The following is a 12,488-nucleotide window of genomic DNA, read 5'->3' as shown; positions in this document are numbered from 1 at the left end:
TTCAGGAGGAGCAGGCGGAGGGATGATCCGGTTGCCGGTGGTGGTGTCGGCGAAGATATATCGATTGGTTGGCTTCGTGCACCTCCAGTAGCAGCGTTTGTTGGTGAGTTCAGGAGACGCCGGGCGTGTGGGCGCATCAGGACCGAGTACCAGGGCGTCCTCGACGAAGCCGAAGACGCAGGCGGCCACACCCCCGGAACACACGCCGCGTAATGAACCTGCACATCGACGTCCCCTGGCTCCTGCGGGTCGCGGAGATCGCGGGGGCTGGGGATCCCGCCCCCCGAGGACTACGGAGTGCCGGTGGCCGCGGTCGCCGCTCACCGGTCCGAGCTGCTGGACCAGCATGTCCACGACGGCCCCTACGCCCGCGCCGCCGCCCTGGTGCACATCCTCGGCCGCTGCCGATGGCTGGAGCGCTCCAACATGGCCGTGGCCGCTGCGACGGGCGTGATGTATCTGGAGGCTTCTGGGTTCCCGGTCAAGCCCGCCAGGGAGGATGCCATCGCCCTGCGCGACCTGTTGAGGGATCCCGCCCGCACTGCTGCGAGGATCGCCACCCTGCTGCGCGGCTGGCCCAGGGCGACCTGAATCCCCAGCCGAGCGCGGGGCTTGCGCGAAATCCTGCGCGGTATTTTGAGGAGCGTCCATCTCGGCGCTGGGGGACTTCGGCTGGGGGATCTCGGACGTGGTCATCGGTGACACCTGGGGATGAGTAGGCGACACCTTTCCATTCGAGCCAACTCGTCGCGTCGTTTCGGCCAACGTCACTGCCGCCCAAGGCTGCGCCGGACAGGGGCGTTGCATCCGGCACCCCCCGCGGCTCCCTTCCACGTGTGGATCTCAGCACGTCTGAAAAACGTGCGTTCGGCAGACCCGCTGTGTCGTTGAGCTGGGCGACGTCGAACTCTCGCGCGACTTCTGGGGGACATGTTGGCCTCGGCTCACGAAGAAGCACCGGCAACTAGCGGACCACTCGACTCCGACTCCTCCATTCCGGAGCCGGAGAACGCATCGGTCCTGATCGTCAACGATCGCAGCGAGTACCTGCTGCACCTGCGAGATCAAGTCCCTGGCATCTGGGAGCCGGGAGCGTGGTCCCTGCTCGGCGGGGGGCGTGAGCCCGACGATCGGTCCCTGGAGGAGACAGCCCGCCGGGAGCTGTGGGAGGAAGCCGGACTCGTGGTACCGGTTCTCGAGCCCTTCCGACAGGAGTGCGTGGCGGGCCCCGACGGGGCGAGCGCGCCCATTCAGGTCTTCGTGGCCCGCTGGAACGGCGACCCTGAGGCTCTTCACCTCACCGAAGGGATCATGCTGCGCTGGTTCGCCCCGGAGATCATGACGCGTTTGCGGATGAGCCCATCGACCCTCGACCTGGTGCGCGACCACGCCGTGCGTCAGCCGGCCGGCCCGCAGGCCGCCGCACCGGATCCTGCTGCCCTGCCCCCGGCGCGGCGGCATGTTCCGAGCACAGACCGCGGTACCGTCCTCAACGTGGTCGGGGTCCATCTCTACCTTGAGAACGTGCAAGGCGAAGTCCTGCTGGGCCTGCGCCACCCCGACTCCGCGTACGCCGGCGACACCTGGCACTTCCTGGCCGGGCATTGTGAGCAGGAAAGCGCCATCGCGTGCCTCGTGCGGGAGGCGTACGAGGAAGCGGGCCTGCTGATTCGCCCCGAGGACGCGGAGCTCGTGCACACCGTGCACCTCTGTGACGTGCGGGGCACCCAGCCGCGCCTGCAGCTGGTCTTCCGCGTACGGCGGTGGCAGGGACAGCCGGTGATCCGCGAGCGCGACAAGTGCCTGGCCTGGCGCTGGTGGAGCCCGGGTGCCTTGCCGGAGCCGATCGTGGCCTACACCCGCACGGCTATCGAACGCTCCCGCGAGGGTCACCGGTACACCGAGATGGGGTGGGCATGAGCCCTGGTCGTTTGGCCGCCGGTTCGGGGCAGCCTGCGAAGCGTGCCGCCGCCGCGCGGGCGGCGATGGTCGCCCGGCTCGAGACCGCGGGGGATCTGCGTCCCGGCCCTGTACGCGAGGCGCTCCTCAGCTTGCCGCGGGAGGATCTGATGCCGCAGGCGTACGTACGGCGCAGCCGGCCGGAGGAGAAGCCGCCGCGCTGGGACTTGCTGGACTGGGCGACACCCTCGCACCGGGAGGAACTGATCGATGTGCTGTACAGCGGGGAGAGCGTGCTGATTCAGCACGACGGTGAGCCGATCCTCGGCCGCATCCCAAGCCCCCGGTGCGGGGGCTCGATCACCTCGATGTCCAGCACAGTCGGGATGACCGCGGGCCTGCTGCACGAGCTGGAGCTGCGCCCGGGCGACCGTGTCCTCGACATCGGCACGGGCGCCGGGGTGACCGCGGCCGTGGCCTGCCGCATCTGCGGCGACGCGGGCATGGTCACGCTGGATCGGGACCGGCACATCACGGCCGCGGCACGCGCCCGCCTGGCCGTCCTCGGCTACCGGCCGACCGCAGTCAGCGGCGACGGCGCGGCCGGTTGGGCCGAGCGTGGTCCCTACGACCGCGTCTTCGTCTCCTACACGGTGCCGTGCGTCCCGCTCGCCTGGATCGAGCAACTCGCCCCAGGGGGACGAACACTGGTCAACGTCAGCGGCACCTCGCCGTCCTGGCCCGGCCTCGCGGTCATCACCCGCAGTGGGAGCGGGGAGGTCCGGGGCGAGTTGCGGGGGGTTCGGTTCGGGCACCGGCCCGGCCACGGGTTCGAGCGTGTCTTCATCTCGCGGGCGTTCCTGGACCGGATCGAGGCCTGCGACGGCGGCCGCACGTTCCGCAGCCGCCAGACGCCGCCGCCCGATGAAGCGCGCGCCTTCTGGATCGCCGTTGACCATCTGCGACCCGGCCTGGTCCGGAACTGGAACGCCGAACACCTGGTGATCGGGGCGCCGGCGTGCGGATCCTGGCTCACTGCTCGCGCCGCCGGGGCCGGCGAGTGGGATGTCGTGGCCTTCGGGCCCCGGGACATCTGGGACGAGCTGCAGAGCGTCGCTGCCCGCTGGCGGGCGGCCGGTGAACCCACGTGCTACCAGCTCCACTTCGATGCTCACGGCGAGCAGTGGGTCAGCGCGGGGACCGACCGAGCGGGGCTGGCCTGGTCCCTGCCCAGCCCGGTCGGTGCAGGCCTGCAGCACGCCGCCGCCCACGAGGCGGACGCCCCACCACGGGAAGCCCCGCCTCATTCCGTCCCTCCGCAAACAGCATTTCGTCGGTAGCCGAGTACCCTGAAGGGGCAGCCGAGTGCCAACGACTCGGCTGCCCCCTTCGGCGCCTTCACGGCGCCCAGCGTCGCCATGAACGCCGTGGCGTGTGGGGGGCTTGTTCGGAAGTCCTGCGCCGCAGATCAGCGCTTATGGGTGGGAACTGCGGGAGACCCCTCGCTCACGATGTCAACCTCTACCGAGACCGCAACACGGTGGAGCGGGCCATCAGCAAGATGAAGGACTGGCGGGGCATCGCGACCCGCTACGACAAGACACCCGCGAGCTACCTTGCCGGACTCCACCTCCGCGCAGCGACCATCTGGATCACCAGCCTCTTGGCAGCCGATTGATCAGCTGCAGGCAGACCGAAGTTCGCCTCGGGGCACCATCGGGGATGCAGGAAGCAGGTGCCATGCCCCCTTTCGAATTGGACAGGTCTCACTCATCCGCTTCACCAGTCCCGCGCAGGGCCTGCTTGGCTGCACTCCACCACGCGCCATCACCTGATTCTGTACGCGAGATTGGACAGCAATTGTTCAGCACTTCGGACGGCACCGATCGCTGGCCCCGTTCGATTTCGTGATCAGGGACAGTCGGGAACGGCCAGTGGGTGCCGACCGCATGACCGGAAAAGCCATGGCTCGGCGCGCGTGCCGGAAGCTAGTTTCAGATGATGCGGATCTTGCATCTCTCTGACACTCATCTCGACCGCTCTGGCGGTCCCGACGCCGACGGGGCCGACGGCACTGCCGCACTCCGCTGCCTGCTTGCCGAACTGGGCCACCTTCGCGACCTCGACGCAGTAGTGGTCACGGGCGATGTCGCGGACGACGGTTCTCGCGAGGCATATGCGCGGGCGCATGGGCTCCTGTCCAGATATGCCGGCCAACGAGGGGCGGACGTCTTCTACACGACGGGCAACCACGACGACCGCACCGCATTCGCCGACGTACTCGGCAGCGGCCACGTCCAGCCCGAGGCGGTGTACGAGGGAGCGGCGGGTGAGCGAGCAGGGGCAAGCACCATCGACGGATGGCGGCTGATTACGCTGGACACGCTCGTTCCGGGCAAGGGTTACGGTCGACTGGACCGTGGTCAACTCGACTGGCTCCGCGAACTACTCAGCAGCCCGGCACCGTTGGGCACCGTCCTGGCCTTCCACCACCCGCCGGTCGCCCTGGACGTCGACGTCCAGCGGGCGCTGGGCTTGCAGAACGATGCAGAGCTGGCCGAGACCATACGTGGAACCGACGTCCAACTCATCTTGAGCGGGCACTTCCACCTGCAGATTCTGGGGCACCTGGAACAGGCAACCGTCTGGGTGACGCCCGGCGTCGTCAGCCGCATCGATCTGACGGCTCGGCCCGGCACCGAGCGTGCTGTCCACGGCCCGTCAGCCTCCCTCGTGCAGCTCGGAACACCCCACGGGCCACTTATCCACACGCTGCATGTCCGTGATCCGCGCATGGGTGAGACGGTCTACGAGGCCGACGAGGAGGAGATGCGCGAGGTCATCGAGAGGCTCGGCCCCTCTGCGGTGAACCCGAACTGAGCCCAGGGCTCCGCTCCGCCGCTCACTGGCTTGCTGCGGAGGGTCGGGGCGATCATGGTGCCGCACTGGCGGGAGGGGCTCGGTGGATGCGCTGCCGGATGTGTACCGGGACATCGTGGAGGTGGTGGTGGACGCGTCGACTCCGATGCAGGCGAAGCAGATCGTGCCGCGGATCGGGCTGCCGGCGGTGACGGCGAAGATCGAGGGGACGCGGGGGAAGCTGAAGCGGCTGGTGGAGCGAGGCTGGCTGAGAGAGCCAGGGGATGTTCGCGCTGGCCCACCGGGCCATGGTGGAAAGCGGCGAAGAGGGCAGAACGATAATGGCTCTTCTTTCTACCTTCGTAGGTGCCAACCAAGACATAGCGCAGAAAGAAGAGCGCGATGGAACCCTACGACCCCTTCGATGCCATCGATGAGTTCGCTGCCGCAGTCAGCGCCTTCGGCTGCCTGCAAGGCGACTTGGCCGACCCCGCGATCGCACGGCTGGCGCATCACGAGGTGGAGGAGCTGATCGAGGAGCGGGTCCGTGAGCTGCAGCGCCTGTTATTCCAGCGCCATCTCGACCTGCGGGCTCGCCGGGAGCGCGCGCAGCCCCGCCCGACGGCTGTGGTGACCGGGGCGGATGGGCCGGTTCGGCCGCGCTGGGAGACGGGCCATCACCGCGAGCTGGCCTGCGTGTTCGGAACGGTCACCGTCGAGCGGTGCGCCTGGCGGCAGAAGGGGCTGCCCAGCGTCCACCCTGCCGAACGGGCCCTTGTCCCTGCCCGCAGGCCGCCACTCGCACGGCCTGCGCCGACTGGCGGTCGCCGAAGCAGTCCGCGGTTCCTACGACCAGGCCAAGGCGTCGATCGAGAGGCGATGCGGGAAGGTACTGGGCAAACGCCAGGCCGAATACCTCGTTACCGAGGCGGCCCGGGACATCGACGCCTTCTATCAGCGCCAGATCCCGCTGCCGGCGACCGCCGACGCCCTCCTGGTCCTGCAGTTCGACGGCAAGGGCATCGTCATGCGGCCCGAGGCCCTGCGGCCCGCCACCCTCAAAGCCCACAGGGCCGCCCGGCGGGCGATGCGCACCTGGCTCGCTCCGGGCGAGAAGCCGCACCGCAAACGGATGGCCAACCTAGCCTGCGTCTTCGACGCCGATCCCGCGCCCCACCGCTCCCACGACATCATCGCCCCACCCGAGGGCCGCAGCCGCGAACGAAGATCCCGGCCCGGGCCGAAAGCCTCGGCGAAATGGCTGACCGGCTCGGTCGTCCACCCGCCCGAGCACACCATCGTCGCCGCCTTCGACCAGGCCGAAGCCCGCGACCCCCACCTGGCCGTCTAAGGCAATCCCCACACGCTGCTGATGTGCGTCTACAACCGCGACAAGGCCCTGTGCCACCGCGGCCTCGAGGACACCCCTAGCCTCGACCAGTGCGTCCCCGCCTGCGCGAACATCGCCCGCACCGATCAGCACGCCGCCGGCCTCCGTCGCCGCGCCACCGCGCTTGACCAGCAGGCTGGTCACGCCCCCGGCCCGCTGGGCGAGCGACTGCCCGACAACGCCACCCGGCTGCGCGACCTCGCCAACGCCCACCACCGCACCCGCTCCACCCTCCAGGACGGCATCGCATGAGCCCCGCACCCGACGAACGCGACCGTATTCGCGCGGTCATGGACCGCATCCTGCAGGGAACCGCGCAGCACTCCAACGGCGCGCTGACGATCGTCGCCGTGGCCCAGTAAGTCGGCGTACCGCGCAACGCGCTCACCCAACGCCGCCTGGACCTCAAGAACTACTTCTACGCGCAAGTGAGGGCGAGCGGGCAGACGCCGGACTCTGAGATCCGCCTGCGCCGGCAGATCGGCAGACTGAAGGAGCCCCGCGCCAAGGACGCCACCGAAATCGCCCAGCTGCGGACGGACGTCGAGCATCTCGTCCGCGTCGTCAGCCAACTGACCACGCACAACGACAGCTCCTCCACGCGCCGTCCCAGCCCAATCCTCCGGTCCGGGCCCGACCGACCCAGCCACCCCGAGACCGGGGCCACTGAGCTGCCGGCATCCCGCGCCGTCGAGCACGGTCCAGCGCTACGAGAGTTGAGTCGCCCCGCGCCGCTACAAGGGGAATGACCCAGATACGCCAGAAACCCGCCACGGGATGATCTTGGAGTCCGGATGGCCACCGACGAACCCGGCGCCTCCGACCCTCACCTGGACGTCGACTTCACTCTGATCCGCGGCGACGGCCCACCGACCGGCGGATTCAGCCAGGCCGCGTGAGTCAGCCAAGGGCCAGTTGCCTGAGCTGGCCGGGCGCGTGTCGGCGAGCACCTCGCGGAGCCCTGGCACCGCGTCCGAGGGCTGATCGCGGGAAGCGGGTTGAGGTCACAGCAGTCGGTCGACGAGCCCGTCGATGTAGTCCGGGGTGAGCGGGACGATGCCGAACAAGACGCGGATATACATCGGGGCCAGGATGTGGTCCAGCACGTCGAACGCGTCGGGTGCGTGCTCGCCACGGTCGCGGGCGCGATCGAGCATGGACTGCAGTTGCCGGGTGCGTTCGGCGCGGAGGTCGGCACCAGCCTGCAGGCCCTGCTGGCCGCCGCTCGACAGGGCGACGGCCAGGTGCAGCACCGCTGGACCGTCGGGTCCGGTGATCTCGCGGGCCACTTGGGCCGCGTAAGTGCGCAGGTCGCCGGCGAGGCTCCCGGTGTCGGGCATCGGCGACTGCGCATTGAGGCGGGTGAGCGCCACGTCGGTGAGCAGGGTTTCCAGGCTGCCCCACCGGCGGTAGATGCTGCTGTCCGCTACGCCTGCGCGGGCTGCGACCTCGCCGACGGTGAAGTTGCCGTAGCCGCGCTCACTGATCAGCTCGGTGACGGCCTGGTGCACCTGCGCGCCGACGCGGGCGCTGCGCCCGCCGGGCCGCCGGGCTCGCTGTCGCTCGTTCATGCCCCCACCTTAACGCAGTTAAGACTTGCGTTTGTGAGGCGATCCTCCCTACAGTCGCCTAACGCAGTCACTGACTGCTTTAGGGCGCTCAGGTGTATCGCCACCCGCTTCGACCGCGACCGGGCGCAACTAACGAATGAGGGGGATCCCATGGCTGCATCGCATGCGACCGTAGGCAGTCGATCAAACCGGGCCGTGCTGCTCACGGTGACCTGCCTAGGCCAATTCATGGTCCTGCTCGACAACACGATCGTTGGGGCGGCACTGCCCGATATGCAGCACCGGCTGCACGCTCAGCTGACCGGACTGCAATGGATCGTCGACGCGTACGTACTGCTGGTCGCCATGCTGCTGCTGTCCGGCGGTGTCTTCGCCGACCGATTCGGCCGCAAGCGGGTGTACCTGACCGGCGTGGCGGTGTTCACCGCTGCGTCGCTGCTGTGCAGCCTCGCGCCCTCGCTCGCCTGGCTGGTCACCGGCCGGGTACTGCAGGGCATCGGGGCCGCGGCACTGAGCCCTGCCTCGCTCGCCCTGCTCGCCGCCGCCTATCCCGTGCCGCAAGAACGAATCAAGGCGATCGGGCTGTGGGCCGGACTCAGCGGAATCGGTCTGGCCGCAGGCCCCGTGGCCGGGGGCGTGCTGGCACAAGCCTTCGGCTGGCCCGCCATCTTCCTGGTCAATCTGCCCATCGGCGTGGTCCTGCTGCTGGTCGGCCTGCGCGACCTCGGCGAGTCCCGCAACCCGAGCGCCCCCGCGATCGACATCCCGGGCACGGTGCTGTCCGTTCTGGCGGTGGGGGTACTGACCTACGGGCTGATCGAGGGGGGTGCCCGCGGCTGGACCTCACCGGTCATCCTGGGCAGCTTCGCCGCCGCGGTGATCCTCCTCGCCGCCTTCGTCGCCGTCGAAGCCCGTCGTTCCGCTCCGATGCTGCCGCTGCGGCTGTTTGGGCAGCGCCTGTTCACCGTGTCCAACACCGCCATGGTCGTGGTGGGGTTCGCGCTCATGGGTTCGTCGTTCTTCTTCTCCCAGTTCTTCGTGTATGTCCAGGGCAGCTCAATCCTGCTCGCCGGACTGCAGACCCTGCCGGTATCCCTCGCCATGGTGATCGTCAGCCCGTACGCGGGCCGACTCGCCGCCCGGTACGGCTTCCGAATCGTGGTCACTACCGGCCTGGCCCTGGCCGGCCTGGGACTGCTGGCGCTCGGCATGGTGCACGCCGACACCGGCTACGGGAGCGTGTGGTGGCGGCTGGGACTCGTCGGCATCGGCTTCGCACTGGCCATGTCCCCACTGACAGGCGCCGCCATCCAAGCAGTCAGCCCGCAGGAAGGCGGCCTCGCCTCAGGCATCAGCAGCACCACCCGGCAGATCGGTGCGGTGCTCGGCGTGGCGGTGCTCGGAGCCATCGTCCGCACCCGGCAATCCGGCGGCGCCTCCTTCGAGACCGGCCTCAACAGCGCCTTCCTCGCTGCCGGCGCCATCACTTTGGCCACCGCCGTGTTCACCGGCCTGTGGCTGGCGAGGTCCAAGCCCGCGGCAGGCTCCGCGGCGCCGCAACGTTCCAATGATCCAGGTGCGGCCACCACCTCGAACGAGGCATCCGTGAACAGCCGTTGACAGTAACAACCGCCTTGGCCGGGAGAAGCGGCTGCGCGCCGAGGGCGTCGACATCACCATGCCGCTGCCGAGGACCCCTGGGCGAACGCGACTTCCAGGTCACCGACCCCAGCGGTGCGATGGTCCAGTTCATCGAGTGGGTCACCCCGCCCAGCCCCGATAACACCTGAAGCCCACCGGGCCAGGGTGATCCGACTCTGGCCCGCCGACGCCCCACCAGGGCCGTGTGCGACATCCCGCAACCACGCAAAGGACCTCGACCTTGTCCCCTGACCCGACCACCGTGCACCCGCTGCCCGCTCACGACCGCGTGGTGTTCCTCAACCCGCTGGTCACCTCACCGAACATCTCCGTGGGCGAGTACACCTACTACGACGACCCGGATGGCGCCACGGACTTCGAGGACCGCAACGTCCTCTACGCCTACGGGCCGGAGCGCCTCACCATCGGCAAGTACTGCGCGATCGCCACCGGAACCACCTTCCTGATGGCCGGCGCCGAGCACCCGGCGATGGGCGTCTCGACGTACCCCTTCACCATGTTCGGCGGCAGGTGGGCCGAGCAGACGCTGGACATTGTCACCGGCATGCCCAGCCGCGGCGACACAGTCGTCGGCAACGACGTCTGGTTCGGGTACCGGGCGACCGTCATGCCCGGCGTACGGATTGGCGACGGCGCCATCATCGCGGCTGGCGCCGTAGTCACCGCCGACGTCCCGCCGTACACGATCGTCGGCGGCAACCCGGCCAAACCGATCCGGCAGCGCTTCGACGACGCCGACGTCGAGCGGCTGCGGCGCGCAGCCTGGTGGGACTGGCCCGCCGAGCTGGTCACCGAACACGTCCGCACCATCATGGCCGGAACCCCGGCCGACATCGCGCGCATCGCCACCGAGCACGGACAGGGGAAATCCCTTTGAACCACGTGCCCCAGACATCCATCGAACAGCACACAGTGGCCGACCATGCGGCCGGACCCTACGCGCTTACCACGGGACCGGACGGCGCCCTGCACGCACAAGACAAGTAGACAGCGTCTACGGGCGATGGTAGACACTGTCTATGACTGATGAGGGCTCCCTTCGGGAGCGGTTGATCGATGTCGGGGTCAACCTCGTGCTGACCGAGGGCTCCGCGTCCGTGGGCCTGAGGGAAATAGCCCGTCGAGCGGGGGTGTCGCACGGGGCGCCGCGTCGGTACTTCCCCACGCACCACGCGCTCTTGTCGGCTATCGCCCGTCGCGGCTTCGAGGACCTCGGAGCCCGGTTCGAGGCCGCGGTCGCCGGCACGACCACACCGCGCGGCGAGCTGGAGGCCCTCGCGCGCGTGTACGTCGGGTACGCGTTGGAACGCCGCGGCATGTTCGAGCTCATGTGGCGGCACGACCTGCTCGACAGCGCGCCGCAGCCACCTGACCAACCGCGGCTGCGCGAGTCGACCCTCCCGCTGTTCGGACACATCACCGAACTCGTCGCCCGATGCCGATCGGAGCGGGCTGCCACGCAACGCACCGACGGGCAGGACGAGGCCGCACCGCCGCCTGCCGTGACCGCCGCCGCCCTGTGGTCGAACCTGCACGGCATCGCCCAGCTGTGGGCCTGGGGCAGTCTGCAACTCGCCCTCGGGGCCACACCGCTGGGCGGTGACCCTGGCGACGACCAACGCGAGCGGCTCATCACGGCAGTTCTGGACGCGCATGTTGGCCCGGTGGCCTCATGACAGCGTTCGTACAGCGGCAGCTCGCACTTCTGGTCAGCGTGGCCGGCGCAATGATCGTCGCGCTGGACGGCACCCTCCTGCTCGTGGCACAGCCCAGCCTGCAGCGTGATCTCGGCGCGAGCATGGCGCAGATCCAGTGGACGAGCACCGGCTATCTGGTCGCGGTGGCCGCGTTGCTCGTCATCGCCGGGCGCCTCGGGGATCGGTACGGGCATCCGCGCCTGCTGCTCGTCGGCGTCCTCGGCTTAGGGGCCGCCTCCGCCGGGATCGCGCTCGCGCCGACCGTCGGCTGGGTGATCGTCCTGCGCGCGGTGCAGGGCGGGTTCGGCGCGCTCCTGCAGCCTGCGACGCTGGCGCTGCTGCGGCTGGCGTATCCCGCGGACCGGCTCAGCACGCCCATCGCCATCCGCACCAGCGCGATCGCGGTGGCGGGGGGGTCCGGTCCGATCCTCGGCGGTGTGCTCGTGGCACATCTGGGCTGGCGCGCCGTGTTCTGGGTCAACGTGCCTGTCGCGTTCGTCATCGCCGCTCTCGTCCTCGCCCTGCGGACGCCGACACCTGAACATGCCAACTCCTCGCGGCTCAACCTCACCGGTGCGGGCCTGCTCGCGATCGCACTCGCACTCCTGGTTCACACCCTGGCCAACGTACCCGCGCGGGGGTGGACCGCCCCGCCGACGCTGCTCGAACTCCTCACCGTCACAGGCATCGCAACGGTCCTCGCCTGGCACGAACGCCGCACCACGCACCCGGTCATTCCGCCGGCCGTGGCGCAGTCCGCACCCGTGACCGCGTCGATGGCAATCCTGCTGGTCACCACCGCCGGCCTGTTCGGAGCACTGTTCAGGGCCACGTTCTACCTCCAGGACACACTTCACCTCGACCCGCTCGCCAGCGGTCTGCGCGTCTTTCCACTGACCGCGCTCATGGTCCTCGGCGCACCAACCGCGGTCGCCGCACTGCGCCGGTACGGTGCGCGCCGCACCGCGATCGCCGGTACGGCACTCGTTGCGGTCGGCATCGCGGGGCTGTCCCGGCTCGGTCCGACCAGCCCGTGGATGGCCATGACCGCAACCTTTGCCGTCATCGGTGCCGGGTTCGCCACCGTGATGGTCACTGCCACCGGGACCGTCGTCGGCGACGCGCCGCCCGGGTACGCCGGGGTCGTCGGTGGGCTCAAGCAGACCGCCATGAACATCGGGCCGACCCTCGGTATCGCCGTCGCGGCCAGCGCAACCGGGTCCGCTGTTTCAACGATGAGCCCTGCCCTGCTGGTCCTGGCCGCACTCGCCGCCCTCGGCCTGCTCCCTGCGTCGCAGCTACCCCGGCGCCCGGCCTACCAGGAAGGACACGGCACGACCTCCACGTGCCCGACGCAAGCACCAACACCGCAGGCGTCACCGGCTCGACACACAAACAATTGAACAACCG

10 protein-coding genes and 2 pseudogenes are annotated in these 12,488 nt (G+C 69.4%); 11 read left to right on the top strand and 1 reads right to left on the bottom strand.

Going from position 1 to position 12,488, the window contains the following annotated elements; translation table 11 throughout:
- The first annotated feature begins 212 nt into the window (after positions 1-212).
- The 7 genes and pseudogenes from ACWCQS_RS41630 (at position 213) to ACWCQS_RS41600 (ending at position 6,400) form a co-directional block, all read left to right on the top strand.
- Positions 213-591, top strand: a pseudogene (locus ACWCQS_RS41630) (fic family toxin-antitoxin system, toxin component).
- A gap of 339 nt (positions 592-930) precedes the next feature.
- On the top strand, positions 931-1,920 hold the full coding sequence (locus ACWCQS_RS41625) for an NUDIX hydrolase (RefSeq protein ID WP_451009328.1): 990 nt from the start codon (positions 931-933) through the stop codon (positions 1,918-1,920).
- Positions 1,917-3,239: a protein-L-isoaspartate O-methyltransferase gene (locus ACWCQS_RS41620; protein WP_451009327.1), complete on the top strand. Its 1,323-nt coding sequence runs from the start codon at positions 1,917-1,919 to the stop codon at positions 3,237-3,239. Before ACWCQS_RS41625 ends, ACWCQS_RS41620 begins: the two co-directional genes overlap by 4 nt.
- 140 nt (positions 3,240-3,379) lie before the next feature.
- Positions 3,380-3,577: pseudogene (locus ACWCQS_RS41615) on the top strand (IS5/IS1182 family transposase); the annotation flags it as partial.
- 323 nt (positions 3,578-3,900) lie between these two features.
- Entirely contained in the window at positions 3,901-4,779 is an 879-nt protein-coding gene (locus ACWCQS_RS41610; protein WP_451009378.1) for a metallophosphoesterase family protein, read from the top strand.
- 754 nt (positions 4,780-5,533) lie between these two features.
- Positions 5,534-6,109, top strand: a complete 576-nt coding sequence (locus tag ACWCQS_RS41605; RefSeq protein WP_451009326.1) for a hypothetical protein — start codon at positions 5,534-5,536, stop codon at positions 6,107-6,109.
- A 21-nt stretch (positions 6,110-6,130) separates the two neighbouring features.
- Positions 6,131-6,400, top strand: coding sequence for a hypothetical protein (locus ACWCQS_RS41600; RefSeq protein ID WP_451009325.1), 270 nt, complete (start codon positions 6,131-6,133; stop codon positions 6,398-6,400).
- A 752-nt stretch (positions 6,401-7,152) separates the two neighbouring features.
- Here ACWCQS_RS41600 and ACWCQS_RS41595 read toward each other — a convergent pair.
- A complete protein-coding gene (locus ACWCQS_RS41595; protein WP_451009324.1) occupies positions 7,153-7,719 on the bottom strand; it encodes a TetR/AcrR family transcriptional regulator in 567 nt (188 codons plus the stop codon).
- A 150-nt stretch (positions 7,720-7,869) separates the two neighbouring features.
- Here ACWCQS_RS41595 and ACWCQS_RS41590 point away from each other — a divergent pair, with 150 nt between their 5' ends.
- From ACWCQS_RS41590 to ACWCQS_RS41575, 4 genes are all read left to right on the top strand, one after another.
- Positions 7,870-9,339, top strand: a complete 1,470-nt coding sequence (locus ACWCQS_RS41590) for an MFS transporter (protein ID WP_451009323.1) — start codon at positions 7,870-7,872, stop codon at positions 9,337-9,339.
- Between the two features lie 262 nt (positions 9,340-9,601).
- Positions 9,602-10,258: a CatB-related O-acetyltransferase gene (locus ACWCQS_RS41585; protein WP_451009322.1), complete on the top strand. Its 657-nt coding sequence runs from the start codon at positions 9,602-9,604 to the stop codon at positions 10,256-10,258.
- A 142-nt stretch (positions 10,259-10,400) separates the two neighbouring features.
- Entirely contained in the window at positions 10,401-11,057 is a 657-nt protein-coding gene (locus ACWCQS_RS41580) for a TetR/AcrR family transcriptional regulator (RefSeq protein ID WP_451009321.1), read from the top strand.
- Positions 11,054-12,481 carry an MFS transporter gene (locus ACWCQS_RS41575; protein WP_451009320.1) on the top strand — a complete coding sequence of 476 codons (1,428 nt, stop codon included), beginning with the start codon at positions 11,054-11,056 and terminating at the stop codon, positions 12,479-12,481. Before ACWCQS_RS41580 ends, ACWCQS_RS41575 begins: the two co-directional genes overlap by 4 nt.
- Positions 12,482-12,488 lie beyond the last annotated feature (7 nt).

The organism is Streptomyces sp. NPDC002076 (assembly GCF_053593835.1).
The sequence above is the reverse complement of the archived record's forward strand: the minus strand, read 5'-3'. Positions and strand labels throughout refer to the sequence as shown.

Bases quoted from the DNA above. Each gene is read 5' to 3' on its own strand.
- ACWCQS_RS41625 (WP_451009328.1), top strand. From the start codon at position 931: ATGTTGGCCTCGGCTCACGAAGAAGCACCGGCAACTAGCGGACCACTC.
- ACWCQS_RS41620 (WP_451009327.1), top strand. From the start codon at position 1,917: ATGAGCCCTGGTCGTTTGGCCGCCGGTTCGGGGCAGCCTGCGAAGCGT.
- ACWCQS_RS41610 (WP_451009378.1), top strand. From the start codon at position 3,901: ATGCGGATCTTGCATCTCTCTGACACTCATCTCGACCGCTCTGGCGGT.
- ACWCQS_RS41600 (WP_451009325.1), top strand. From the start codon at position 6,131: ATGTGCGTCTACAACCGCGACAAGGCCCTGTGCCACCGCGGCCTCGAG.
- ACWCQS_RS41595 (WP_451009324.1), bottom strand. From the start codon at position 7,719: ATGAACGAGCGACAGCGAGCCCGGCGGCCCGGCGGGCGCAGCGCCCGC.
- ACWCQS_RS41590 (WP_451009323.1), top strand. From the start codon at position 7,870: ATGGCTGCATCGCATGCGACCGTAGGCAGTCGATCAAACCGGGCCGTG.
- ACWCQS_RS41580 (WP_451009321.1), top strand. From the start codon at position 10,401: ATGACTGATGAGGGCTCCCTTCGGGAGCGGTTGATCGATGTCGGGGTC.
- ACWCQS_RS41575 (WP_451009320.1), top strand. From the start codon at position 11,054: ATGACAGCGTTCGTACAGCGGCAGCTCGCACTTCTGGTCAGCGTGGCC.